Origin of the sequence: Geodermatophilus aquaeductus, from assembly GCF_900182545.1 — a bacterium.
Classification (GTDB): domain Bacteria; phylum Actinomycetota; class Actinomycetes; order Mycobacteriales; family Geodermatophilaceae; genus Geodermatophilus; species Geodermatophilus aquaeductus.
The window spans coordinates 150,045-175,776 of sequence record NZ_FXTJ01000005.1 but is presented as its reverse complement, the minus strand read 5'-3'; the positions used below and the strand labels follow the sequence as shown (position 1 = coordinate 175,776).

Genomic DNA, 25,732 nt, shown 5'->3' with positions numbered 1-25,732 from the left:
GCTGGGGTTCCTTCTCTGCCGGGGTCCCTCGGGACCGGTCCGCGCCCTGGGGCGGCGCGGAGCCGGGCCATGATGCACGGGCAGAGGGGAGTGCGGAACAGGTCCGCGCACGGCAGCGGCCGGACCACTCCCCGGGAGGAGCGGCCCGGCCGCGGGGCCGTCAGAGGGGCCGGTCAGCCCTCGTGCAACAGCCAGAGGGTGCCCAGCGGCGGCGCGGAGACGGTGGCCGAGAACGGCTGGCCGTGCCAGGGCTCCTCGACCGCGTCGACGCCGCCGTAGTTGCCGACCCCGGAGCCGCCGTAGCCCTCGGCGTCGGTGTTGAGCACCTCGCGCCAGCGCCCGCCGCGGGGCAGGCCGATCCGGTAGCCGTGGTGCGGGCTGCCGGAGAAGTTGCAGACGACGGCGAGCGTCTGGCCCGGCGTCTGCCCGCCGCCCTCGGCGACCACGGCGTCCTCGCCGGACTCGGCGGCCTGGGTCGGCGTCGGGACGTCGGCCACCTTCGGCCGGCCGTAGCGCAGGAAGGTGATGACGTTGCCCGAGGCGTCGTTGGCGTCGATCCACTGGAAGCCGGCCGGGTCGACGTCGAGCGACCACAGCGCCTCGGTCTCGCGGTAGCGCGCGTTGAGATCGGTGACCAGTGCCAGCACGCCGCGGTGCGCGGGGTCGTCGAGGTGCCACCAGTCCAGCGAGCGGCTCTCGGCCCACTCGGCGTCCTGCGCGAACTCCGAGCCCATGAACAGCAGCTGCTTGCCCGGGTGCGCCCACATGTAGGCCAGGTAGCCGCGGACGCCGGCCAGCTGCTGCCACCGGTCACCGGGCATCTTCCGCAGCAGCGAGCCCTTGCCGTAGACGACCTCGTCGTGACTGATCGGGAGCACGTAGTTCTCGGAGTAGGCGTACATCATCGAGAACGTCAGCTGGTTGTGGTGGTAGCTGCGGTGCACCGGCTGGCGGGCCACGTAGGCCAGCGAGTCGTGCATCCAGCCCATGTTCCACTTGAAGCCGAAGCCCAGGCCGCCGAGGTAGGTGGGCCGGGTGACGCCGGGCCAGGCGGTCGACTCCTCGGCGATGGTCATCACGCCCGGCACCTCGCGGTAGATGGTGGCGTTGACCTCCTGGAGGAACGACACCGCCTCGAGGTTCTCCCGGCCGCCGTACTGGTTGGGGATCCACTCGCCGTCCTCGCGCGAGTAGTCCAGGTAGAGCATCGAGGCGACGGCGTCGACCCGCAGCCCGTCGATGTGGAACTCCTCGGCCCAGAACAGCGCGTTGGCGACGAGGAAGTTGCGCACCTCGGTGCGGCCGAAGTTGAACACGAACGTGCCCCAGTCCGGCTGCTCGCCGCGGCGGGGGTCGGCGTGCTCGTAGAGCGCGGTGCCGTCGAAGCGGCCCAGGGCCCAGGCGTCCTTGGGGAAGTGCGCCGGCACCCAGTCGACGATGATGCCCAGGCCCGCCTGGTGGGCGCGGTCGACGAGGTAGCGGAAGTCGTCGGGGCTGCCGAAGCGCGACGTCGGCGCGTAGTAGCTGGTGACCTGGTAGCCCCACGAGCCGCCGAAGGGGTGCTCGGCGACCGGCAGGAACTCCAGGTGGGTGAACCCCGCGCCCACGGCGTAGTCGACGAGCTCCTCGGCCAGCTCGCGGTAGGACAGCCCCTGCCGCCACGAGCCGAGGTGCACCTCGTAGACGCTCATCGGCCGCTCGTGCCAGTTGCCGCGCTCGCGCTCGGCCAGCCACGCGTCGTCGTGCCACTCGTGGGTGGACTGGACGACGACGGAGGCGTTGGCCGGCGGCACCTCGGTGGCGAAGGCCATCGGGTCGGCCTTCTCCCGCCAGACGCCGTCGGCACCGAGCACGTGGTAGCGGTAGCGGGTGCCCGCCTGCACGCCCGGGAGGTAGATCTCCCAGACGCCGATCGACCCGAGCTGGCGCATCGGGTGGGCGCGGGCCTCCCAGTAGTCGAAGTCGCCGGTGACCTTCACGCCCTGGGCGTTGGGCGCCCAGACGGCGAAGGAGACGCCCTCGACGGTGCCGCGCGGGGTCTCGTAGCGCCGCACGTGCGCACCGAGCACCTCCCACAGCCGCTCGTGCCGGCCCTCGCCGATGAGGTACTGGTCGAGCTCACCGAGCGTGGGCATCCAGCGGTAGGGGTCGTCGACGAGGAAGGTGTCCTCGCCGTAGGTTACCTCGACCCGGTAGTCGCCGGGCTGCTGGGGGAGGGTGGCCTCGAAGATCCCGCCGGGGTGCACCTGCCGGGCCTCGTAGCGGGAGTCGTCCTGGTCGACGACGACGACGGCGGACGCGTCGGGCCGCAGCGTGCGCACCACCCAGCCCTCGCCGGCGGCGTGCGCGCCGAGCACCCGGTGCGGGTCGCGGGACCAGCCGTCGACGATCGCGCGGAGGTCCTCCTCGGTGACCTCCTCGGGCCCGTCGTGCGCACCGCCGCCACCGGCGCCGGAGGTCAGGCCGCCCTCGCCGCCCGCCGTCGACGGCACCTCCGGGGTGACGACGTCGGTCCGGGACACCGGCGCGGTGTCCTCCCCGGGCGCCTGCGGGGTCATGGGCTCCGACGGGTCGGGGTCCGGCGGCTCGGGCTGCGGCGCCGGCGCCCCGGAGGGGGAGCCCGGCTCGGCGATCGGCGCGGGCGCCACGACCGGCGTGGCGGTGCCGCCCTGCTCGGCGACCACCTCGGCGGCGGGCTCGAGAGCGGCGGTCTTCCGCGGTGCCCGCTTGCGGGTCGCCTTGACCGGCGCCTCGCCGTCGGGGGCCGCCGTGGCCTTCTTCGTCGTCCGCTTCTTCCGGGGCGCGGCCGGCTCGGCGGCACCGTCGCCCTCGACGGCGGCCGCGGCCGCCTTCTTGGCCGGTGCCTTCTTCGCGGCGGCCTTCTTGGCCGGTGCGCGCTTGCGGGCCGGGGCCGCGTTCACGATCGGCTCGCTCTCGGCCTCCTCGGCCTGGCGGGCCCGCTCCTCGACCACCCGCTGCAGCTCGTCCTTGGTGGCCGGCGCGTCAGCGGTCTCGGCGGCCGTCCCGCTCCCGGGTGTCTGGTCGCTCGTCGTCATGGTCGCGATGCCGTCCTCTGTCGTCGTCTGCGTCGTCTGCGTCGTCTGCTGCGTCGTGCTGTCTCGGGCGGTCGCTCAGCCTGCCCCGGCGGCCAGCCGGGAGAGCGACTGCAGCGGGATCATCAGCCAGTTCGGCCGGTTGCGCGCCTCGTAGACGCACTCGTAGACCGCCTTGTCCGCCTCGAACGCCCGCAGGAGAGGGGAGTCCCCACACGGGTCGATGCCGCTCGACGCCGAGTAGCCGGCGCAGAAGGCACCGCGGTTGCGCACTGCCCACTCCTGCGCGCGGTACGCGCGCTGGGGGTCGTCGGGCTGCTCCACGAGCATGTGCCGTGCGGCGTAGTCGAAGCTGCGCAGCATCCCGGCGACGTCACGCAGCGGGCTGTCGAGCTGCCGGCGCTCGGCCAGCGGCCGGGCCGGCTCGCCCTCGAAGTCGAGCACCACCCAGCCGGTGGCCGTGCGCAGCACCTGGCCGAGGTGGAAGTCGCCGTGCACCCGCTGGCGCACGACCTGCTCGGGGCTGTCGGCCACCGCGGCGTACACCGCGCGCAGGCCGGCGAGGTGCTCCTCCAGCTGCGGGACGACGGCCAGCGCGGCCTCCAGCCGGTCGGTCATCGCGCGCGCGGTCGCGGCGAACCACCCGCGGTCGGCCGGCTCGGTGTCGAGCACCCGCGCGAGGTCGGCGTGCACCGAGGCGGTCGCCGCGCCCAGCCGCTCGCTGTCGGCGGCGAAGTCCCCGCCCACCTCGTCGGCGTGCAGGTCGCCCTCGGCGTAGAGGTCGCGGACGCTGGCCGTGGCCAGCCGCCATCCGTCGCTGGCGCCGCGGACGAAGGTCTGCAGCATCGCCGCCGTGGCGGGCTCGGCGCCGTCGGGGTCGTCGATCTCGATGTGGCCGAGCAGCGGCGCGATGTGCGGGTTCTCGGTCCGGCGCAGCGCCTCGCCGATCTCGACGTCGGGGTTGAGCCCGGGCTCGAGCCGGCGGAACAGCTTGAAGATGGCGTCCTGGCCGTAGACCAGCGAGGTGTTGCTCTGCTCGGTGGAGACGACGTCGCCGGGCACGCCCTCGGGGATGGTCGCGACGCCCGCCGGGTGGAAGTGCATCGGCCCCACCGTGGAGGCGGCCACCAGGTGCACCAGCCACGGCGGGGTGGCGTCGCGGTCGCGCATCGCGTCGTAGCAGTAGTTCTCGCGGTCCTCGCCGTCGGCGCCCTTGGCCGGGACGGCGCCCACGAACGCCGTCGACAGCTCCTCCTCGGGGTGCGCCCGCCACGACAGCGGCACCAGGTAGGTCTCGCCGGCGCCGTCGGCGTAGGTCACCCGGACCCGGTGCACCGACAGGACCGGCTCCGAGCGGGAGAGGAAGAAGCCGTCCTCGGAGACGTCGGCCCACTCCCGGCCCTTGCCCCCGAACCAGCGCTGGTGCGGCATCCACTCGCGCAGGACGTCGGTCAGGGCCTTGCTCATGCGGGTCCTCCGGTGCTCGGCGGGACGTCGTCGCCCGTCCTGGTGTCGCTGCCCCCGGGGATCTCCTCGGCCTCGCTGACCAGGCCGGCGGCCAGCAGCGAGTCGGCGACCGGGCTGGTGGCGGCGGTGTCCGGCTCAGCGGGCTCCTCGACCGGCTCGACCGGCCGGGACAGCTCGAACCAGTAGAAGCCGTGCCCGGCCAGGGTGAGCATGTAGGGCAGCACGCCGATCTGCGGGAACTCCACCCGGCCGGTCAGCTCGATGGGCGTGTAGCCCTCGAAGCGGCGCAGGTCGAGCTCCACCGGCTGGGGGAAGCGGGAGAGGTTGTTGACGCACAGCACGATGTCGTCGCCGAACTCGCGGACGAACGACAGCACCGTGGGGTTGCGCGAGCCGATCTCCTCGTAGGTCCCGAGGCCGAAGGTCGGGTGCTCCTTGCGGACGGCGATCATCCGGCGGATCCACTGCAGCATCGAGTTGGTGTTGCGCAGCTGCGCCTCGACGTTGGTGGTCTGGTAGCCGTAGACCGGGTCCTGGTTGAGCGGCAGGTACATCCGCTGCGGGTCGGCGGTGGAGAAGCCGCCGTTGCGGTCCGGCGTCCACTGCATCGGGGTGCGCACGCCGTCGCGGTCGCCGAGCCAGATGTTGTCGCCCATCCCGATCTCGTCGCCGTAGTACAGGACCGGCGACCCGGGCAGGCTGAACAGCAGCGCGTTGAACAGCTCGAGGGTGTTGAGGTCGTTGTCCAGCAGCGGCGCCAGCCGGCGGCGGATGCCGATGTTGGCCTTCATGCGGGGGTCCTTGGCGTACTCCGCCCACATGTAGTCGCGTTCCTCGTCGGTGACCATCTCGAGGGTCAGCTCGTCGTGGTTGCGCAGGAAGATGCCCCACTGGCAGTTGTCGGGGATCGGCGGCGTCTGCGCCATGATCTCCGAGATCGGGAACCGCTGCTCCCGGCGGGCGGCCATGAACAGACGCGGCATCACCGGGAAGTGGAAGGCCATCTGGCACTCGTCGCCGTCCTCGCCGAAGTACTCGACGACGTCGGCCGGCCACTGGTTGGCCTCGCACAGCAGCACGCGGTCGGGGTAGTCGGCGTCGACCACCTTGCGGACGTGCTTGAGGAACTCGTGGGTCCTCGGCAGGTTCTCGCCGTTGGTCCCCTCCTCCTCGAACAGGTAGGGGACGGCGTCGAGGCGGAAGCCGTCGATGCCCAGGTCCAGCCAGTAGCGCAGGGCGTCGATGACCGCCTCCTGCACCGCCGGGTTCTCGAAGTTGAGGTCGGGCTGGTGGGAGAAGAAGCGGTGCCAGAAGTACTGCTTGCGCACCGGGTCGAACGTCCAGTTCGAGCTCTCCGTGTCGACGAAGATGATCCGCGCGTCGGCGTAGCCGGTGTCGTCGTCGGCCCACACGTAGAAGTCGCCGTAGGGGCCCTCGGGGTCGCTGCGGCTGGCCTGGAACCAGGGGTGCTGGTCCGAGGTGTGGTTCATGACGAAGTCGATGATCACGCGGATGCCCCGGTCGTGGGCCGCGGCCAGGAACTCCTTGAAGTCCTGGATGTCACCGAACTCCGGCAGGACGGCGGTGTAGTCGCTGACGTCGTAGCCGCCGTCGCGCAGCGGCGAGGCGAAGAACGGCGGCAGCCACAGGCAGTCGACGCCGAGCCACTGCAGGTAGTCGAGCTTGTCCATCATCCCGCGCAGGTCGCCGACGCCGTCGGCGTTGCTGTCGGCGAAGCCGCGGACCAGGACCTCGTAGAAGACGGCGCGCTTGAACCACAGGGGGTCGGTGCCCCGCGCTGGCAGCGCGGAGCCCCCGTCGGGGGAGTGGGGCACGGGGAGCGTCATCGGTGCGGGGAGCCCTCGCGAGTCGTCGGGACGTGGGGGAGAGGGGTCAGCGGACCGGCGGCGGCCAGGTCACCGGCCGGGGCAGGTGGACCGAGAACACGTGCGCCGGCTCCCAGTAGGGGTCGAGCTCGACGTAGTTGAACTGGCCCCAGTCGTAGCGGGCGCCGGTGATCTCGTCGGTGACGGCGAACCGCTCGTGCCAGTCCAGCCCGAGGGTCGGCATGTCCAGCGCCGTCGTCCCGATCTGCCGGTTGGCGCTGTCCAGCGCGCAGACGACGAGGACGGCGTCCTGCGAGCCCGGGTCGGTCTTGGAGAAGCAGATCAGGTTCGGGTTGTCGATCGGGTGGAAGCGCAGCGTGCGCAGCTGCTGCAGCGCCGGGTGCGCCCGCCGGACCTCGTTGAGCCGGCGCAGGTAGGGCGCGAGGCTGCGGCCGGCCGCCTCGGCGCCGGCCCAGTCGCGCGGGCGCAGCCGGTACTTCTCGCTGTCGAGGTACTCCTCGCTGCCCGGGCGCACCGCCACGTGCTCGTAGAGCTCGTACCCGGAGTACACGCCCCAGGTCGGGCTCATCATCGACGCCAGCACCGCGCGGATCTTGAACATCGGCGGGCCGCCGTACTGCAGGCTCGCGTGCAGGATGTCCGGGGTGTTCACGAAGAAGTTCGGCCGCATGTAGTGCGCGTTGGTGGCCAGCTCGCGGCCGTACTCCTCGATCTCCTCGCGCGCGGTCCGCCAGGTGAAGTACGTGTAGGACTGGGTGAACCCGATCCGCGCGAGCTGGTGCATCATCGCCGGCCGGGTGAAGGCCTCGGCGAGGAAGAGCACGTCCGGGTCGGTCTCCTTGATCTTCCAGATCAGCCAGTGCCAGAAGTCCAGCGGCTTGGTGTGCGGGTTGTCGACGCGGAAGATCCGCACCCCGGCGTCCATCCAGACGCGCACCACCCGCAGCACCTCGGCGTAGAGGCCCTCGGGGTCGTTGTCGAAGTTGACCGGGTAGATGTCCTGGTACTTCTTCGGCGGGTTCTCCGCGTAGGCGATCGTGCCGTCGGGCTTGGTGGTGAACCACTCCGGGTGCTCGGCCACCCACGGGTGGTCGGGTGCGGCCTGCAGCGCGAGGTCGAGCGCCACCTCCATGCCCAGGCCCCGGGTGCGCGCGACGAAGGCGCGGAAGTCCTCCATCGTGCCCAGCTGCGGGTGGACGGCGTCGTGGCCGCCCTCGGCGCTGCCGATGGCCCACGGCGAGCCGACGTCGTCGGGGCCGATCTCGTGCGGGTTGCCGCCGGGGTACTGCGCGGTGTTCGGGCCCTTGCGGTTCACCGTGCCGATCGGGTGGACCGGCGGCAGGTAGACGACGTCGAAGCCCATCTCGGCCACCGCGGGCAGCCGGTCGGACGCGGTCTGGAACGTGCCGTGCGTCGGGACGCCGCCCACGACCGGGCCCTCGGAGCGGGGGAAGAACTCGTACCAGGAGCCGTAGAGCGCGCGGGGGCGGTCGACCCACACCTCGTACTCCGGCGTCGGCGTGACCAGCTCGCGCACCGGGTGCTCGTCGAGGTAGCGCTGCAGGCCCGCCGACAGCGCGGGCGCGACCCGGTCGTGCAGCGTGCGGGAGGTGTCGCGCAGCGCGCCCACGGCCTCGGTGAGGCGGTCGCGCGACTCCGCGTCGGCGTCGGCGGCGACCCGCTCGAGCAGGCGGGCGCCCTCCTCGAGGTCGTTGGCCAGCTCCCCGGGGCCCTGGCCGGCCTCGATCTTCACCTCGACGGCGTGGTGCCAGGTGGCCAGCGGGTCGCTCCACGCCTCGACGCGGAAGGTCCAGCGCCCCTCCCGGTCGGGCACGACGGTGGTGAGCCAGCGGTCGGGCTCCTCGCCGTAGCGGCGCATCCGGTTGAGCGGGCCGCGGGTGCCGTCCGGAGCGGTCCAGACGACGTCGGCGGCGACGGCGTCGTGGCCCTCGCGGAACACGGTGGCGGTGACCGGCAGGTGCTCGCCGACCACGGCGCGGGCCGAGAAGGACCCGCAGGACACGACGGGGGCGACATCGGTGATGCCGAGGCGGAGGTCAGCGCGGCGAGTCATCCCGGCAACGCTATCCAGGTCGGGGACGGGCCACACCTCGGCCGCCGGGCGCCTCCCGACCGGGTGGGCACAGCCGGCGGGGGTGTCCCGCCCGACCTGTCCCGGCGGCGTCCGCTGACTAGGCTCTCCGCGTGCGAGCACTCCGCAGGTTCACCGTCCGGGCGGCCCTCCCCGAGAGCCTCACGCCGCTGTCCCAGCTGGTGATGAACCTCCGCTGGTCGTGGCACGCCGAGACCCGCGACCTGTTCGAGGCGCTGGACCCGGAGCTGTGGCGCGCCTGCGGCAACGACCCGGTCAAGGTCCTGGGCGAGGTGTCGGCCGAGCGGCTGGCCACCCTGTCCAACGACCGCCGGTTCCTGCGCCGGCTGCAGGACGTCGTCGACGATCTCGACGACTACCTGTCCTCCCCGCACTGGTACCAGTCGCTGGGGCCGGACGCGCCGGGCAGCATCGCCTACTTCTCCGCCGAGTTCGGCATCACCGAGGTGCTGCCGCAGTACTCCGGCGGCCTGGGCATCCTCGCCGGGGACCACCTCAAGGCCGCCTCCGACCTCGGCGTCCCGCTCATCGGCGTCGGGCTTCTCTACCGGGCCGGCTACTTCGAGCAGGGGCTGTCGGCCGACGGGTGGCAGCTGGAGCACTACCCCTCGCTGGACCCGCACGGTCTGCCGGTCAAGCTGCTGCGCCAGGCCGACGGGTCGGCGGTCGTCATCACCGTGCCGCTGCCCGAGGGCCGCACCCTGCACGCCCACGTGTGGCGGGCCCAGGTGGGCCGGGTCTCGCTGCTGCTGCTCGACAGCGACATCGAGGAGAACGCCCCGGCCGAGCGCGGCGTCACCGACCGGCTCTACGGCGGCGACGAGGACCACCGCCTGCGCCAGGAGATGCTGCTCGGCATCGGCGGCGTCCGGGCGGTGCGCGCCTACTGCCAGCTCACCGGCACCCCGCAGCCGGAGGTGTTCCACGCCAACGAGGGCCACGCCGGCTTCCAGGGCGTCGAGCGGATCCGCGAGCTCACCGAGTCGCACGGTCTGACCTTCGCCGAGGCGCTGCAGGCCGTCCGCGCCGGCACCGTGTTCACCACGCACACGCCGGTCCCGGCCGGCATCGACCGGTTCCCGCGGGCGCTCATCGAGCGCTACTTCGCCGGCTTCGGCGTCCCGCTGGAGCACCTCATCCCGCTCGGCGGGGAGGACGACCCGACGAAGTTCAACATGGCGCACATGGGCCTGCGGCTGGGCCAGCGCGCCAACGGCGTGAGCCGGCTGCACGGGCGCGTCAGCCGGTCGATGTTCAGCGACCTGTGGCCCGGGTTCGACGAGGGCGACGTCCCGATCAGCTCGATCACCAACGGCGTGCACGCGCCCACCTGGACCGCCCGGGAGCTCGTGGAGCTGGGCACCCAGACCTCCAGCAACGGTGACCCGTTCGAGGGCACCGGCCCGTCGTCCTTCGACGGCGTCGACCGCATCCCGGCCCTGGAGCTGTGGAACACCCGCCGGATGCTGCGCGGCCGGCTCGTCGAGGAGGTCCGCCGCCGGCTGCGGGAGACGGCGCTCTCCCGCGGCGCGGCCGAGGCCGAGGTCGGCTGGACCGACTCCGCCTTCGACCCCGACGTCCTCACCATCGGCTTCGCCCGCCGGGTGCCGTCCTACAAGCGGCTCACGCTCATGCTGCGCGATCCCGAGCGGCTGCGGGCGCTGCTGCTCGACCCCGACCGGCCGGTCCAGCTGGTCATCGCCGGCAAGAGCCACCCGGCCGACGACGGCGGCAAGCAGCTGATCCAGCAGATGGTGAAGTTCGCCGACGACCCCGCCATCCGGCACCGGATCGCCTTCCTCCCCGGCTACGACATCGGGATGGCGCGCTACCTCTACTGGGGCTGCGACGTCTGGCTCAACAACCCGCTGCGGCCGCTGGAGGCGTGCGGCACCTCGGGCATGAAGGCCGCCCTCAACGGCGGGCTCAACCTCTCCATCCGCGACGGCTGGTGGGACGAGTGGTTCGACGGCCAGAACGGCTGGGCGATCCCGACCGCCGACGGCGTCACCGACCCCGACCGCCGCGACGACGTCGAGGCGCGGGCCATCTACGACCTGCTCTCCACCCAGGTGCTGCCGCGGTTCTACGAGACCGACCGTGACGGCATCCCCACCCGCTGGGTCGAGATGGTGCGGCACACGCTGCGCGAGACCGGCCCGAAGGTGCTGGCCACCCGGATGGTGCGCGACTACGTCGAGCAGCTGTACGTGCCGGCGGCGGGCTCGGCGCGGTCGATGGCCGACGGCGGCTACGCGCCGGCGCGCGACGAGGCGCAGTGGCGAGCGCACCTGCTGGAGAACTGGTCGGGCGTGCGGGTCGCGCACGTCGAGGCCACCGGTGCCGGCGACACCCCCGAGATCGGCTCGACCCTCGCGCTGCGCGCGGAGGTGGAGCTGCCGCACCTCACCCCGGCCGACGTCGAGGTGCAGGCGGCCTACGGGCGGGTCGACGACGCCGACGGCCTGCACGAGGTGACCACGGTCCCGATGCGGCACGAGCACACCGAGGGCTCGCGGCACTGGTTCACCGCGACCCTGCCGCTCGAGCGCACCGGCGCCTTCGGCTACACCGTCCGCGTGCTGCCGCACTCCCAGCACCTCGCCGACCCCGCCGAGCTGGGCCTGGTCCGCTCCGCGTAGCCGGGACACCACCCGTCACGCGGGTCGCAGCGACCCCACGGGACGCGGGAACCGCGTGGCGGTGCAGCAGGACCGTGCACATCGGCGCGCGGTCACTAGGCTGGCGCGCATGCCCGACCGCTGTGAAGTCCTGCCCGGAGACGCCCTCGTGGCCCGTCGCGGCGGGGGACTGCTGTGGGTCGACGCTCCCGGCTCGCCGGCTCTGGTCGCCGCGCTCCACGCCTGCCTCGGTGTGTCCGGCCCCGGCGCCGACCGCGTCCTGGGGGCCGTGGCTGCGCAGGCCGCCGCGCTGGGTGGCGGCTCGGCCTCCTTCGCGCTCGTCCTGACCGACACCTCCGGCGGGTCGGGCACCGGCGTCGCGCTGTGGTCCGGCAAGGGCCAGCCGGCCGTCGACGGCGTCCCGGTCTCCGGCCAGCCGGCCGACGGCTGCAGCCTCGCCGCCGGGTTCACGCTGGGGTCCACCCTCTACGTCGGCCCCGGCCAGGCCACACCGCAGATGCCACCGGGCGTCGCCTACGACCTCGTCGAGGGCGCGGTCCCCGGCTCCGGCGCGCTGCTGCAGCTGGCCGCCGCCTCCTCCTCCGCCTCCGCGGCGGTCCCGCCGGCCACCCACACGCCGCCCTCGTCGTTCAGCGCGGGCTCCGACGCCGGCTTCGCCGCGGCGCCGTCCTACAGCCCGCCCGCCGGCTCCTCGCCCTCCGGTCAGGGGTCGACCCGCCTCGACGACGGCGGCGAGGAGACGGCGTTCTGGAAGCCCGACACCGCCTCCGCGCCGGTGCTGCGCTTCGACGACGGCCTGGTCGTCACCGTCGACGAGGACCTCGTGCTCGGCCGCCGTCCCGACAGCCACGAGCTGGTGACCGCCGGCAACGCCCGCCCGGTGCCGATCGCCGACACGCAGAACGTGCTGTCCTCGGCCCACGCGGCCATCCAGCGCCAGGGCCGCGAGGTCACGCTGACCGACCTCGGCTCGCTCAACGGCACGCACGTCGCCGGGCCGGAGGCCACCGAGTGGACCCAGCTCGAGCCCGGCGTCGCCCACCCGCTCTCCGACGGCGACCGCCTCCTGCTCGGCTGGACGGTCATCACCTACGAGCAGCCCGCCGACTGAGCACGAAGCGCACGCCGGGCCCGGACCCCCTCGGGGGACCGGGCCCGGTGCCGTCTCAGGGGCTCGCGTTTCAGGGCCGCCGCAGGACGCGCAGCAGCCAGACGGTGCGCGGGGGCACCGCCACCGGCCCGGGCGCGACGACGGCCGGCCGCGGCGGCGCCCCGGTCGGGTACTCGGTGCTGAGCGCGAACTCGTAGCCGTCGGCCCACGGCGGCCCGGGCAGCACGGCGTCCACCGGCTCGGCCCCGGCGTGCAGCAGCACGAGGTAGGAGTCGTCGACCACCGGGCGGCCGCGCTCGTCGCGGTGCCGGATACCGCGGCCGTCGAGGTACATGCCGACGGTCTGCAGGCCGGTGTCGAACCAGTCCGCGGTGGTCAGCTGGCCGCCGCCGGGGGCGAACCAGGCGACGTCGCGGGTGCCGCCGGTCCCCGGGATCTCGTGGCCCTCGAAGAAGGCCTCCTGGCGCAGCACCGGCGCGTCGTGGCGCAGCCGCAGCAGCCGGCGGACGAAGGCCAGCAGGTCGCCGTCGGCGCCGTCCCAGTCGATCCAGGACACCTCGTTGTCCTGGCAGTAGGCGTTGTTGTTGCCGCCCTGGGTGCGCCCGAGCTCGTCGCCGGCGGTGAGCATCGGCACGCCGGTCGACAGCAGCAGCGTGGCCAGCAGGTTGCGCTGCTGGCGGGCGCGCAGGGCCTGCACCTGCGGGTCGTCGGTCGGGCCCTCGACGCCGCAGTTCCAGTTGCGGTTGTGGCTCTCGCCGTCGCGGTTGTCCTCGCCGTTGGCCTCGTTGCGTTTGCGCTCGTAGGTGACCAGGTCGGCCAGCGGGAAGCCGTCGTGCGCGGTCACGAAGTTGACGCTGGCGAACGGGCGCCGGCCGTCGGAGCGGTAGAGGTCGGAGGAGCCGGTGAGCCGGTAGGCCAGATCGCGGACGCCGACCCGCGCGCCGGACCACACGTCGCGCACGGTGTCGCGGTAGCGGCCGTTCCACTCGGTCCACAGCGGCGGGAAGTTGCCCACCTGGTAGCCGCCCTCGCCGATGTCCCACGGCTCGGCGATCAGCTTGACCTGGCTGACCACGGGGTCCTGGTGGACGACGTCGAAGAACGCCGAGAGCCGGTCGACGTCGTGGAAGGACCGGGCCAGCGCGGCGGCGAGGTCGAACCGGAAGCCGTCGACGTGCATCTCGGTGACCCAGTAGCGCAGCGAGTCCATGAGCATCGCCAGCACCTGGGGGCGCCGGACGTCGAGGGTGTTCCCGCAGCCGGTGTAGTCGGTGTAGCGGGCCCGGTTCTCCCCGTGCAGGCGGTAGTAGCCGGGGTTGTCGATGCCCTTGAGCGACAGCGACGGCCCGGTGTGGTCGCCCTCGGCGGTGTGGTTGTAGACGACGTCGAGGACCACCTCGATGCCCGCGTCGTGCAGCGCCTTGACCATCGCCTTGAACTCGGTGACCTGCGCGCCGCCGGAGCCGGCCGCGCTGTAGGCGGCGTGCGGGGCGAAGTAGCCGAGGGTGTTGTAGCCCCAGTAGTTGGTCAGGCCGCGGCGCAGCAGGTGCGGCTCGCTGACGAAGTGGTGCACCGGCAGCAGCTCGACGGTGGTGACGCCGAGGGACAGCAGGTGCTCGACGAACGCCGGGTGGGCCAGCCCCGCGTAGGTGCCGCGCAGCGCCGGCGGGACGCCCGGGTGGCGCATCGTCGCGCCCTTCACGTGCAGCTCGTAGACGACGGTGTCCGACCACGAGGTCGCCGGCCGCCGGTCGCCGCCCCAGGGGAAGGAGTCGTGGACGACGACGCCCCGCGGCACGAACGGCGCGGAGTCGCGCGGGTCGGCCGGGCCGGTGTCGGGGCCGTCGGCGCGGTACCCGAACAGCGCCGGGTCCAGCGTCAGGTCGCCGTCGACGGCGCGGGCGTAGGGGTCCAGCAGCAGCTTCGCCGGGTTCCAGCGGTTGCCGGCGCCGGGGTCCCAGGGGCCGTGCACGCGGTAGCCGTAGCGCTGGCCGGGCCCGACGCCGGGCAGCCGGCCGTGCCACACCTGGTGGGTCGTCTCCTGCAGCCGGTGCCGGTGCTCGGTCCCGTCGGGGTCGAACAGGCACAGGTCGACCGCGGTGGCGCCGGCCGACCACAGCGCGAAGTTGGTGCCCGTGCCGTCCCAGTGCGCCCCCAGGGGAGCGGGGGAGCCCGGCCAGACCTCGACGTCCTCGCTGCTGGTCCTCACGCAGCGGATCCTGCCAACAGATCCTCCGGTCGGCTGGCAGGGCAGCGGGTTGGTTGGATGGGGTCGTGTCGAGCAGTCCCGCGGTCAGCGGAGCCGAGGCCGTCGTCGAGATGCGCGGGGTGGACGTCGTCCGCGGGCAGTCGCACCTGCTGCGGGGGGTGGACTGGACGATCACACCCGAGCAGCGCTGGGTGGTGCTCGGGCCCAACGGGGCGGGGAAGACGACGCTGCTGCAGCTGGCCGGGGCGCTCATGCACCCGACCCGCGGCGAGGTGCAGCTGCTCGGCGAGACGATGGGCGCCGTCGACGTCTTCGAGCTGCGCCCGCGGATCGGCCTGACCAGCGCGGCGCTGGCCCAGCGGATCGAGCCGGGGGAGCGCACCGGCGACGTCGTCCTGTCCGCCGGGTACGCGATCGTCGGGCGGGCGCGGGAGCGCTACGACATCCACGACCTCACCCGCGCCGCGCTGCTCATGCAGCAGTGGGGCGTGCAGTCGATCGCGCACCGGGCCTTCGGCACGCTGAGCGAGGGCGAGCGCAAGCGGGTGCAGATCGCCCGGGCGCTCATGCCCGACCCCGAGCTGCTGCTGCTCGACGAGCCCGGCGCCGGGCTGGACCTCGCCGGCCGCGAGGACCTGGTCAGCCGCCTGACCGACCTCGCCAGCTACCTCTACGCCCCGGCGCAGGTGCTGGTGACCCACCACGTCGAGGAGATCCCGCCGGGCTACACGCACGCGCTGCTGCTGCGCGAGGGCGCGGTGGTGGCCTCCGGGCCGCTGTCGCAGGTGGTCACGGCCGAGGCGCTGTCGGAGACCTTCGGCCTGCCCCTGGCGCTTGAGCGCACCGACGGCCGCTACACCGCCCGCCGCCGGACCTGACGCCGGCCGCCTGGCTAGGGTGCGCGGCATGGCAGCAGCACCCGAGTTCGTGACCCTGTCGGTGGAGGACGGGGTGGGCACCATCCGCCTCGACCGGCCCAAGATGAACGCCATCGACGAGCAGTTGCACACCGAGGTGCGGGCCGCGGCGCTCGAGGCCACCGAGCGGGCCGACGTGCGCGCCGTGGTCATCTACGGCGGAGAGCGGGTGTTCGCCGCCGGCGCCGACATCAAGGCGATGTCCCAGCTGACCGGCAGCTCGATGGTCGCGTGGGGGCGGGAGCTGACGCACAGCTTCACCACCGTGGCGCGCATCCCCAAGCCGGTCATCGCCGCCATCACCGGCTACGCCCTCGGCGGCGGCTACGAGCTGGCCCTGTGCGCCGACTTCCGGGTCATGGGCGCCGGGGCGAAGGTCGGCCAGCCCGAGATCCTGCTCGGCGTCATCCCCGGCGCCGGCGGCACCCAGCGGCTGGCCCGGCTGGTCGGGCCGGCCAAGGCCAAGGACCTCGTCTTCACCGGCCGGCACGTCGGCGCCGAGGAGGCCCTCGAGATGGGCCTGGCCGACGCCGTCGTCCCCGACGCCGAGGTGTACGACACCGCCGTCGCCATGGCGCGCAAGTTCGCCGCCGGGCCGCCGCTGGCGCTGGCCGCGGCCAAGCAGGCGATCGACGAGGGCCTCGACGGGTCGATGGAGCACGGCCTGGCGCTGGAGAGCCGGCTGTTCGCCGGGCTCTTCGACACCGAGGACCAGGCGGCCGGGATGCGCTCGTTCCTCGAGAGCGGCCCGGGCAAGGCGACGTTCACCGGGCGCTGACCGGTCCCGTCGCCGACTGTTCCCGCGACCGTCACCGGATCCGGGCCCCGGGACGGTCCGGTTCTGCCACCATCCGCAGGGCCCGTCGGGCCGACCCGAACCGCTCAACCTGGAGGACCCGTGCGATCCACTCCCACCCTGAGGACCGCGACCGTGCTGGCGGCCGCGACCCTCGTGCTGACCGCCTGCGGCGGCGGCAGCGACGACGGCGGCTCGGGAGGAGGCGGCGGTTCCGACGCGGCCGGTGCGCGCTCGGCCGAGGACCTCGGCGGCATGGACGCCCTCGTCGAGGCCGCGCAGGCCGAGGGGGAGCTCAACGTCATCGCGCTGCCCCCGGACTGGGCGAACTACGGCGAGATCATCTCCGCCTTCGAGGAGGAGTACGGGATCACCGTCAACAGCGCCTCGCCCGACGGCACCAGTCAGGACGAGCTCAACGCCGTCGAGAGCCAGCGCGGCCAGGACCGCGCGCCCGACGTCCTCGACCTGGGCACCGCCTTCGCCCGCCAGGCGCAGGCCCAGGACTTCCTCGCCCCCTACCAGGTGGAGACCTGGGACGAGATCCCCGAGGGCCAGAAGGACCCCGACGGCCACTGGTACAACGACTACGGCGGCTACATCTCCATCGGCTGCAACGCCACGGTGATCGCCGAGTGCCCGACCAGCTTCGCCGACCTGCTCGACCCGCAGTACGCCGGCCAGGTCGCGCTCAACGGCAACCCGACGCAGGCCGCGGCCGCCTTCTCCGGTGTCTGGGCCGCCTCGCTGGCCACCGGCGGCAGCCTCGACGACATCGGCCCGGGCATCGACTTCTTCGCCCAGGTCAAGGAGGTCGGGAACTTCAACCCGGTCGAGATCACCCCGGCCACCGTCCAGAGCGGCGAGACGCCGCTGTCGATCGACTGGGACTACCTCAACGCCGGGCTGACCCCCACGCTGGCCGAGCAGGGCGTCGACTGGCAGGTCAACGTCCCCTCCGACGGCCTGTTCGGCGGCTACTACAGCCAGGCGATCAGCGCCTACGCCCCGCACCCGGCCGCCGCGCGGCTGTGGCAGGAGTTCCTCTACAGCGACCGCGGCCAGAACCTGTACCTGGCCGGCGGCGCCCGGCCGGTCCGGCTGCCCGCGATGCAGGAGGCCGGGACCGCCGACCCCGAGGCGCTGGCCGCCCTGCCGCCGGTCGAGGGCACCGCGGAGTTCCCGACGCAGGAGCAGGAGAGCGCTGCCCAGCAGGTGGTCGCCACCCGGTGGAACCAGGAGATCTCCGGCTGAGCACCGCGACCGCCACCGCTGCGCCGGCGTCCCGCAGGGGGCGCCGGCGCGGCGGTCTGCTGCCCGCCCTGGGGCTGCTGCCGTTCCTGCTCTACGTCGCGGTCTTCCTGTTGCTGCCGGTCGGCGTGCTGGCCGTGGAGGCCTTCCGCGCGGTCGACCCGGTCACCTTCGAGGAGAGCTGGTCGACGGCGAACATCGGCACCGTCACCGGCGGCGCCTACGCCCGGTCCTACGTCGGCAGCCTGCAGCTGTCGGCGATCACCGCCGTCCTGGGCGCCGTCCTCGGCCTGGCCCTCGCCTTCGCCGTCGTGGGCAGCCGCCGCGGCCGGAGGCTGCGCCGCCTGGTGCTCACCGCCTCCGGCGTGCTGGCCAACTTCGGCGGCATCCCGCTGGCCTTCGCCTTCATCGCCACGATCGGCAACGCCGGCGTGGTCACCGCACTGCTCACCGACACCCTCGGTCTCGGCGGCTTCTCGCTGTACTCGATGGCCGGACTCGTGGTGGTCTACCTGTACTTCCTGATCCCGCTGATGGTGCTGACGATCATCCCGGCCGTGGAGGCGCTGCGGCCGCAGTGGCGGGAGGCCTCCGACGTCCTCGGCGCCGGCGGGTGGCAGTACTGGCGCTACGTGGGCGGCCCGGTGCTCGCCCCGCCGGTCCTCGGCGCCACGATGCTGCTGTTCGCCTCGTCGTTCGCCGCCTACGCCACGGCCCGGGCGCTGGTCGGCAGCAGCCTCCCGCTGGTGACGCTGCAGATCGCCGACTCGCTGTCGAGCAACGTGATCGTCGGCGCGGAGAACCTCGGCAAGGCGCTGGCGCTCGGGATGGTCGTCCTCGTCGGCCTGGTGATGGTCTTCTACACCTGGGTCCAGCGGCGCACGTCGCGGTGGCTGTCGTGAGCGCCACCACCACGGGGCTGTCCACCGCGGCGGTCGCCGGCGCCGCCGGCGTCGAGCCGGAGACGCCGGCCCGTCCCGCCCGCCGGGGCCGCGGCTGGTGGCGCTGGGCCGTCGCCGCCGTCCTCGGCCTGTACTTCCTCGTTCCGCTGGCCGCGTCGGTGTGGTTCACCGTCCGCAGCCGCGACGGGGTCAGTGCCGACGTCTACGCGGGCATCCCGACGGCCGAGGGGTTCGCCGAGAACTTCGGCCGCTCGCTGGCCCTCGGCGCGCTCACCGTGCTCCTCTCGCTGCTGCTCATGGTGCCCACCGTGGTGCTCGTGGAGCTGCGGCTGCCGCGACTGCGCCCGCTGGTCGAGCTGCTCACCCTCGTGCCGCTGCTGCTGCCGCCGATCGCGCTGGTCGTCGGCGTGCGCAGCGTGCTGGCCTGGGCGCCGGAGTACTTCTTCGGGACGCCGCTGGCCGAGGCGTTCTTCGCCCTCCAGGAGCCGGCGCTGCCGTGGATCCTGGTGCTCGTCTACGTCGTCCTCGCACTGCCGTTCGTGTACCGCGCGCTGGACGCCGGCGTCCGCGGTGCCCAGCTGCGCACGCTCACCGAGGCCGCGCGGGTGCTCGGCGCCTCGTGGCCGCGGGTGATGCTCACCGTGGTCCTGCCCGTGCTGCGGACCTCGGTGCTCAACGCCGCCTTCCTCACCCTCGCCCTGGTGCTGGGGGAGTTCACCGTCGCCAACATCCTCGGCTTCGAGACCTTCCCCACCTGGATCGTGCGCATCTCCGGGTCGCAGCCGCGGCTGTCGGTCGCCGTCTCGGTGCTCTCCCTGCTCCTGACCTGGGCGCTGCTGCTGCTCATCTCCGCGCTGGACCGCCGGCGCCGCGAGGAGGACCCCGCATGACCGCCGCTCCCGAGCCCGGGACCGTGACCGCCGAGATGCCCGGCCGGGCGCCGGCCCGGGCCGCCGCGCCCGCCGACCTGCGCGAGCAGCCGCCGGTGGGGGTCCGCCTCGAGGGGCTGACCCGCCGCTACGGCGGGGTGCTCGCCCTCGACGGGTTCGACCTCGACATCGCCGGCGGGGAGTTCCTCGCGCTGCTCGGACCGTCGGGCTGCGGCAAGACGACGGCGCTGCGCGCGATCGCCGGCTTCGAGGTCCCCGACGCCGGCCGGGTGTGGTTCGACCGCCGCGACGTCACCGCGGTGCCACCGAGCAGGCGCGACGTCGGGATGGTGTTCCAGGCCTACAGCCTCTTCCCGAACATGACCGTCGCCGAGAACGTCGCCTACGGGCTGCGGGTGCGCCGCCGGGACAAGGCGGAGCGCGCCGGGCGGGCCGCGGAGCTGCTGGAGCTGGTCGGGCTCGCCGACCGCGGGCAGCGCTATCCGCACCAGCTCTCCGGCGGCCAGCAGCAGCGGGTGGCGCTGGCCCGCGCCCTGGCCGTGGCGCCGCAGGTGCTGCTGCTCGACGAGCCGCTGTCGGCGCTGGACGCGCAGGTGCGGCTGCAGCTGCGCGACGAGATCCGCCGCATCCAGCTCGAGCTCGGCATCACCACGGTGTTCGTCACGCACGACCAGGCCGAGGCGCTGTCGGTGGCCGACCGGGTCGGCGTCATGCGGGCCGGCCGGCTGGAGCAGGTGGCCTCGCCCGACGACCTCTACGAGCGCCCGGCGACGGCGTTCGTGGCCGGCTTCGTCGGCACGATGAACCGCATCCCCGCCGTCCTCGGCGACGGCGACGTGGAGTTCCTCGGCGTCCGCCGCGAGGTGCTCGGCGCCGCGCCCGCGGCCGGGCCGGCGTTCGCGCTGGTGCGGCCGGAGTCGCTGGAGGTCGAGGCCGACCCGCGCGGTGCCGGCCGGGTGGTCACGCGCACGTTCTCCGGTGCCGTCACGCGGCTGACCGTCGCGCTGCCCGACGGCGTCGAGGTGCAGGCCGACGTCCCCAGCGCCGGCAGCCAGGGCCTCACGCCCGGGACGGCGGTCACCGTCACCCCCGCCGAGCGCCCCGCCCTCGTCGAGCCGGCCGAGGTCACGCCGTGAGCTGGTAGACGACCACGGTGGCGTCGTCCCGGTTGGTCACGTAGGCCCGTTCCCCGTCCTCCGACACGGCCACGCTCGTCGGCGCGCTGCCCGGCCTGGGGCTGGCGGTCACGTCGAGGGTCGCGGCGTCCACCACCGACATCGTGTCCCCGTCGACGTCGGTGGTGTACAGGTGCCGCCCGTCCGGCGCCCAGGCCACGTCCTGCGGGCTCTGGCCGATGGGTCCGGTGTCCAGGACGACGTCGGTCGCGGTGTCGAGCAGGCGGATCTCGCTGCTGCCGAACGAGACGACGGCGACCCGGCTGCCGTCCGGTGAGATCGCGACGCTGTGCGGGGCGACGCCGGCGGGGACCTCCGCCAGGACCCGGCCGCCGTCGCCCAGGTCGAGCACGGAGAGCACGCCGGACTCGTGGTTGGCGGTGTAGCCGCGCCCGCCGTCGGCGGAGACGGCGATCCAGTGCGGATTCTCCCGGACCGGGTAGGAGCCGACCTGCTCGCCGCTGGTCGTGTCGAGGACCTGGACCCGGGCCTCGTTGTGCAGGGGGACGTACAACCGGGTGCCGTCGGGGGAGACCTCCGGGGCGTAGGGGCGCAGCCCCACGTCGACCGTCTGCAGCACCTCCGTGGTCGCCGTGTCGACGAAGGCGACGGCGTGCACGGTGTTCTCGTCGTCGTAGACGGTGACGTAGGCCCGGCTGCCGTCGGGGGAGAAGGTGACGAACTGCGGCGGCCCTGCCTCGATCGGGATCTCGGCGCTGACGCTCAGGGAGGCCAGGTCCAGGACGCTGACGACGCCCGCGGTCCGGTGCGCGATGTAGGCGTAGCGGTCGTTGGGGGCGATCGCGAGGTAGCCCGGTGTCGGTGGGACGGCGATCGGGTCCCCCAGCTGGGTCGGCACCGCGAGGCTGGCCGGCGGAGGCGTGGTCGGGGCGGGCGGTTCCGCGCTCTCGGGTGCGAGGGTGCCGGCCGGTGTGCCGGCAGCCGCGTCCCCTCCGTCGTCGCGGGGCCACAGGAGGAACCCGAGCCCGGCGGCGACCAGGACGAGCACGAGCGCGCCGGCCAGCGCGATCCGCCGGCGCCGGGTGCGCGGGGCGCGTCCGGCGCCACCGGGCGCCGCGGTCAGCTGCTCCACGGAGCTGTGCGCGCCGTCGCCCGAGCGCACGCCCAGCACGGTCGGCGGGGGAGCGGCGGCTGCGCTCGCCGGCACGGTCGCCGGCGTCGACGTCGGCCCACCGGGTGCGGGTGGCGCAGCCGGCTCCAGGGCCAGACGGGCGGCGTCGACCAGTGCGCGCGGGGTGGGGAAGCGGTCCTCGGGACGCTTGGCCATGCCCCGGGCGATCACCGCGTCCAGCGCCGGGGGCACCCCCTCGACCAGCTCGCTGGGCCGGGGCGGGTCCACGTAGAGGTGGGCGTAGAGCAGCGCCGGCAGGTCCTCGCCGCGGAACGGACGGCGCCCGGTCAGGCACTGGGCCAGCACGCAGGCGAGGGAGTAGACGTCGACCCGTCCGTCGATCGGCTGGTCGGTGAAGCGCTCGGGCGCCATGTAGTCGAGCGTCCCGACCGTCGCGCCGGTGATCGTCAGCGACGTCCGGGTGCTGCCGACGGACCGGGCGATGCCGAAGTCGACGACGTACACGAAGTCGGTGGGCGTCACCAGGATGTTGCTCGGCTTGATGTCGCGGTGCACCAGGGAGTCGGCGTGCGCGGCCTCCAGGGCGTCGGCGACCTGGGACAGCAGCGTCACCGTCCGTCCCGGCGGCAGGGGCCCGTCGGTGAGCAGGTCGCCGAGGTCGCGGCCGTCGACCAGGCGCATGTCGATGAACATGCGGCCGTCGATCTCGCCGTAGTCGTGGATCGGGATGACGTGCGGCTCGCGCAGCCGGGCGGCGACGTGCGACTCGCGCCGGAAGCGGCTGGCGAACTCGGGGTCGCCGTTGAGGGTCTCCGGCAGGAGCTTGAGGGCGACCAGCCGTTCGCGGCGGGTGTCCCGTGCGCGCCAGACCTCACCCATCCCGCCGACGCCGAGGACCTCGTCGAGCAGGTACGGGCCGAACTGTCGCGGACACATGGCGGCTCCTCGGCCGGCCGGCGTCGCGCGAGCCGGCCGCACGGACGCGGATGGCGCCGGGAGGGTATGCAGCCCGGTGCCCGGGTGGCCCGGCCGCCGGCCGCGCGCGTCCCCGTCCGCGGTCCCCGCCGCCGCGCCTCATCGGGGTGCAGTCCCGCAGCGACACAGCGTGCGCGGCCGGCACGGGCGGTGCACGAGGATGGCGGGGTGAGCGAGACCCCGACCCCCGACGACGACGTCACCGACGTCGACCGGTCCGACCGCGCCGGGCGCGCGTGGGTGGAGCGGGCGATCGCCGCGGTCGAGGCCGACGCGGTGCGCAGCGCCGACACGCACCTGCTCGTCTACCCGCTGCCGCCGGAGTGGGGCGTCGACCTCTACCTCAAGGACGAGTCGACCCACCCGACCGGCAGCCTCAAGCACCGGCTGGCCCGCTCGCTGTTCCTGCACGCGCTGTGCTCGGGCTGGATCACCGAGGGCAGCACCGTCGTCGAGGCCTCCAGCGGGTCGACGGCGGTCAGCGAGGCGTACTTCGCGCGGATGCTCGGCCTGCCCTTCGTCGCGGTCATGCCCGCCTCGACCAGCCCCGAGAAGGTGGCGCTCATCGAGTTCCACGGCGGGCGGTGCCACTTCGTGGAGAAGGCGCCGGAGATGTACGACGAGGCGCGCCGGCTGGCCGCCGAGACCGGCGGGCACTACCTCGACCAGTTCACCCACGCCGAGCGGGCCACCGACTGGCGCGGCAACAACACCATCGCCGAGTCGGTGTTCGAGCAGATGGCGCTGGAGCGCCACCCGGTGCCCGAGTGGGTCGTCGTCGGCGCGGGCACCGGCGGCACGAGCGCGACCTTCGGCCGCTACCTGCGCTACCGGCGGCACCCCACCCGGCTGGCCGTCGTCGACCCGGAGAACTCCGCGTTCTTCCCCGGCTGGGTCGAGGACGAGCCGGCGTGGACCACCGGTACGCCCTCGCGCATCGAGGGGATCGGCCGGCCGCGGGTGGAGCCGTCGTTCCTGCCCTCGGTGGTCGACCGGATGATCCGCGTGCCCGACGCCGCCTCGCTGGCGGCGGTGCGGCACCTGGAGCGGGCGACCGGACGGCGGGCCGGCGGCTCGACCGGCACCAACCTGTGGGGTGCCTTCCGGCTGGTCGCCGAGATGGTCGCCGCCGGGCGCAGCGGCAGCGTCGTCACCCTGCTCTGCGACGGCGGCAAGCGGTACGCGCACACCTACCACTCCGACGCCTGGGTGGCCGGGTGCGGCCTGGACCTGGCGCCCCACACCGCGGTCCTCGAGGAGTTCGCGGCCACCGGCCGCTGGACGGCGTGACCGGGCTCACCGGCACCCCGGCGCGGTGCGCCGTTACCCCGCAGTAACCTCCACTATCGGAGCCAGGCGGGCCGCGGCCCGCGTCCCCCATGACCGATCGCGGAGGTAGGTCTGGCGATGAACATCGTCGTTCTGGTCAAGCAGGTCCCCGACTCCGGCACCCAGCGTTCGCTGGACCCGTCGGACAACACCGTCGCCCGCGCCACCGCGGACAACGTCATCAACGAGATCGACGAGTACGCGATCGAGGAAGCACTGCAGGTCCGCGATCGCGAAGGTGGCGAGGTCACCATCCTGACCGTCGGCCCCAGCAGCGCCACCGACGCCATCCGCAAGGCCCTGTCCATGGGCGCGGACAAGGCGGTGCACGTGCAGGACGACGCCATCCACGGCTCGTGCGCGATCCAGACCTCGGCGGTCCTCGCCGCGGCGCTGCAGCAGATGGAGTACGACCTCGTCCTCATGGGCGCCACGTCGACCGACGGCCAGGTCGCGGTCATGCCGGCGCTGCTGAGCGAGCGGCTGGGCATCCCGCAGCTGTCGGGGGCGCAGAAGCTGACCGTGGAGGGCTCCACGGTGAAGGTCGAGCGGCAGACCGACGGCGGCTTCTGGGCCCTGGAGGCCCCGCTCCCGGCGATCGTGTCCACCTGGGACACCATCAACGAGCCGCGGTACCCCTCCTTCAAGGGGATCATGGCCGCCAAGAAGAAGCCGGTCGAGAGCAAGTCGCTGGCCGACCTCGGCATCGATCCCTCCACCGTCGGCCTGGCCACCGCGACCAGCGCGGTCGTGGACTTCACCGGCCGCCCGCCGAAGGGCGAGGGCGTCAAGGTCACCGACGAGGGCAACGGCGCGCAGGAGCTCGTGGGCTTCCTCGCCGCCCAGAAGCTCGTCTGACCCGGCCCGGATCCGAAGCGAAGAGAGGCGAACAGTCATGGCAGAGGTCCTGGTCCTCGTCGAGCTGAACCCGGCCGACGGCACCGTCCGCAAGGGCACCCTCGAGGCGCTCACCGCCGCCCGCGCGCTCGGTGAGGTCTCGGCAGTCGTCGCCGGCGGGCCCGGCGTCGCCGCCGGCGTCCGCGAGCAGCTGGCCGAGTACGGCGCGGCGAAGGTCTACGTCGCCGAGTCCCCGGAGATCGACGAGTACCTCGTCGCCCCGAAGGCCGAGGTGCTGGCCCAGCTCGTGCAGCAGGCGTCCCCGGCCGCCGTCGTCATCCCGTCCTCCCCGGAGGGCCGCGAGGTCGCCGGCCGGCTGGCGCTGAAGACCGGCAGCGGCTTCCTCACCGACGTCACCGAGATCGCCGCCGACGGCACCGCCACCCAGGTGGTCTTCGCCGGCGCGCAGATCGTGCACTCCAAGGTGACGACCGGCATCCCGATCTACACGCTGCGCGGCAACTCCGTGACCCCGGAGGCGGCCCCCGCCGCCGGCGAGGAGGTCCCGGTGCAGGTCAGCCTGTCCGAGCAGGCCAAGCAGACCCGCGTCGTGGACAAGGTCGTCGAGCAGAAGAGCAACCGCCCCGAGCTCACCGAGGCCTCGATCGTCGTCTCCGGTGGCCGCGGTGTGGCCAGCGCCGAGAACTTCTCGATCATCGAGGGCCTGGCCGACTCGCTCGGCGCCGCCGTGGGCGCCTCGCGCGCCGCGGTCGACTCCGGCTTCTACCCGCACAGCTTCCAGGTCGGGCAGACCGGCAAGACCGTCTCGCCGCAGCTCTACATCGCCGTCGGCATCTCCGGTGCCATCCAGCACCGGGCCGGCATGCAGACCAGCAAGACCATCGTGGCCGTCAACAAGGACCCCGAGGCCCCGATCTTCGAGCTGGCCGACTTCGGCGTCGTCGGCGACCTGTTCCAGGTCGTCCCCGCCGCCACCGAGCAGATCGCCGCTCGGAAGTAGCGCACCCACCTGCACCGTCCGACGGGCGCCGATCCCTCCTGGGGTCGGCGCCCGTCGGCGTGTGAGCGGCGTCCCCGGCGTCCCCCGGTCGGGTCCGTCGTGCG

At 73.7% G+C, this 25,732-nt stretch carries 17 protein-coding genes; 11 read left to right on the top strand and 6 right to left on the bottom strand.

Going from position 1 to position 25,732, the window contains the following annotated elements; translation table 11 throughout:
• Positions 1–173 precede the first annotated feature (173 nt).
• The 4 genes from glgB to FN207_RS14240 all read right to left on the bottom strand — a co-directional run bounded on the left by glgB (position 174) and on the right by FN207_RS14240 (position 8,441).
• Entirely contained in the window at positions 174–3,056 is a 2,883-nt protein-coding gene (glgB, locus tag FN207_RS14255; RefSeq protein WP_142459156.1) for a 1,4-alpha-glucan branching protein GlgB, read from the bottom strand.
• A gap of 75 nt (positions 3,057–3,131) precedes the next feature.
• Complete coding sequence (locus FN207_RS14250) at positions 3,132–4,520, bottom strand: maltokinase N-terminal cap-like domain-containing protein (protein ID WP_142459155.1); 1,389 nt, start codon at positions 4,518–4,520, stop codon at positions 3,132–3,134.
• A complete protein-coding gene (gene treS, locus FN207_RS14245; RefSeq protein WP_246066056.1) occupies positions 4,517–6,355 on the bottom strand; it encodes a maltose alpha-D-glucosyltransferase in 1,839 nt (612 codons plus the stop codon). The genes FN207_RS14250 and treS overlap by 4 nt, the downstream gene beginning before the upstream one ends.
• A gap of 58 nt (positions 6,356–6,413) precedes the next feature.
• Positions 6,414–8,441, bottom strand: coding sequence for an alpha-1,4-glucan--maltose-1-phosphate maltosyltransferase (locus FN207_RS14240; RefSeq protein WP_142459153.1), 2,028 nt, complete (start codon positions 8,439–8,441; stop codon positions 6,414–6,416).
• A gap of 131 nt (positions 8,442–8,572) precedes the next feature.
• Between FN207_RS14240 and glgP the strand changes: the two genes are divergently transcribed.
• Complete coding sequence (glgP, locus tag FN207_RS14235; protein ID WP_142459152.1) at positions 8,573–11,122, top strand: alpha-glucan family phosphorylase; 2,550 nt, start codon at positions 8,573–8,575, stop codon at positions 11,120–11,122.
• A 109-nt stretch (positions 11,123–11,231) separates the two neighbouring features.
• The gene (locus tag FN207_RS14230; RefSeq protein WP_142459151.1) at positions 11,232–12,233 is read left to right on the top strand and encodes an FHA domain-containing protein; all 1,002 of its coding nucleotides are present in this window, start codon (positions 11,232–11,234) and stop codon (positions 12,231–12,233) included.
• A 70-nt stretch (positions 12,234–12,303) separates the two neighbouring features.
• On the opposite strand, the gene glgX is transcribed toward FN207_RS14230, so the two are convergent.
• Positions 12,304–14,442 (bottom strand): glycogen debranching protein GlgX, encoded by a 2,139-nt coding sequence (gene glgX / locus FN207_RS14225; RefSeq protein ID WP_142459150.1) that lies wholly within the window; start codon positions 14,440–14,442, stop codon positions 12,304–12,306.
• Between the two features lie 65 nt (positions 14,443–14,507).
• On the opposite strand from glgX, the gene FN207_RS14220 reads away from it, so the two are divergent.
• From FN207_RS14220 to FN207_RS14195, 6 genes are all read left to right on the top strand, one after another.
• Complete coding sequence (locus tag FN207_RS14220; protein ID WP_246066055.1) at positions 14,508–15,320, top strand: ABC transporter ATP-binding protein; 813 nt, start codon at positions 14,508–14,510, stop codon at positions 15,318–15,320.
• A gap of 28 nt (positions 15,321–15,348) precedes the next feature.
• Complete coding sequence (locus FN207_RS14215; protein WP_142459149.1) at positions 15,349–16,137, top strand: enoyl-CoA hydratase/isomerase family protein; 789 nt, start codon at positions 15,349–15,351, stop codon at positions 16,135–16,137.
• Positions 16,138–16,257: 120 nt separating this feature from the next.
• Positions 16,258–17,409 (top strand): ABC transporter substrate-binding protein, encoded by a 1,152-nt coding sequence (locus FN207_RS14210; RefSeq protein ID WP_221888200.1) that lies wholly within the window; start codon positions 16,258–16,260, stop codon positions 17,407–17,409.
• Positions 17,385–18,308: an ABC transporter permease gene (locus FN207_RS14205; RefSeq protein WP_185938344.1), complete on the top strand. Its 924-nt coding sequence runs from the start codon at positions 17,385–17,387 to the stop codon at positions 18,306–18,308. Before FN207_RS14210 ends, FN207_RS14205 begins: the two co-directional genes overlap by 25 nt.
• Positions 18,305–19,198 carry an ABC transporter permease subunit gene (locus FN207_RS14200; protein ID WP_246066054.1) on the top strand — a complete coding sequence of 298 codons (894 nt, stop codon included), beginning with the start codon at positions 18,305–18,307 and terminating at the stop codon, positions 19,196–19,198. Before FN207_RS14205 ends, FN207_RS14200 begins: the two co-directional genes overlap by 4 nt.
• On the top strand, positions 19,195–20,334 hold the full coding sequence (locus FN207_RS14195; RefSeq protein ID WP_142459148.1) for an ABC transporter ATP-binding protein: 1,140 nt from the start codon (positions 19,195–19,197) through the stop codon (positions 20,332–20,334). Before FN207_RS14200 ends, FN207_RS14195 begins: the two co-directional genes overlap by 4 nt.
• On the opposite strand, the gene FN207_RS26300 is transcribed toward FN207_RS14195, so the two are convergent.
• A complete protein-coding gene (locus tag FN207_RS26300; protein WP_185938343.1) occupies positions 20,324–22,402 on the bottom strand; it encodes a protein kinase domain-containing protein in 2,079 nt (692 codons plus the stop codon). The genes FN207_RS14195 and FN207_RS26300 overlap by 11 nt on opposite strands.
• Before the next feature lie 207 nt (positions 22,403–22,609).
• Here FN207_RS26300 and cds1 point away from each other — a divergent pair, with 207 nt between their 5' ends.
• The 3 genes from cds1 (at position 22,610) to FN207_RS14175 (ending at position 25,628) form a co-directional block, all read left to right on the top strand.
• Entirely contained in the window at positions 22,610–23,731 is a 1,122-nt protein-coding gene (gene cds1, locus FN207_RS14185; RefSeq protein ID WP_221888199.1) for an L-cysteine desulfhydrase Cds1, read from the top strand.
• A gap of 117 nt (positions 23,732–23,848) precedes the next feature.
• Positions 23,849–24,628: an electron transfer flavoprotein subunit beta/FixA family protein gene (locus tag FN207_RS14180; RefSeq protein ID WP_142459146.1), complete on the top strand. Its 780-nt coding sequence runs from the start codon at positions 23,849–23,851 to the stop codon at positions 24,626–24,628.
• Positions 24,629–24,665: 37 nt separating this feature from the next.
• Positions 24,666–25,628 carry an electron transfer flavoprotein subunit alpha/FixB family protein gene (locus tag FN207_RS14175; protein WP_142459145.1) on the top strand — a complete coding sequence of 321 codons (963 nt, stop codon included), beginning with the start codon at positions 24,666–24,668 and terminating at the stop codon, positions 25,626–25,628.
• Positions 25,629–25,732: the final 104 nt, after the last annotated feature.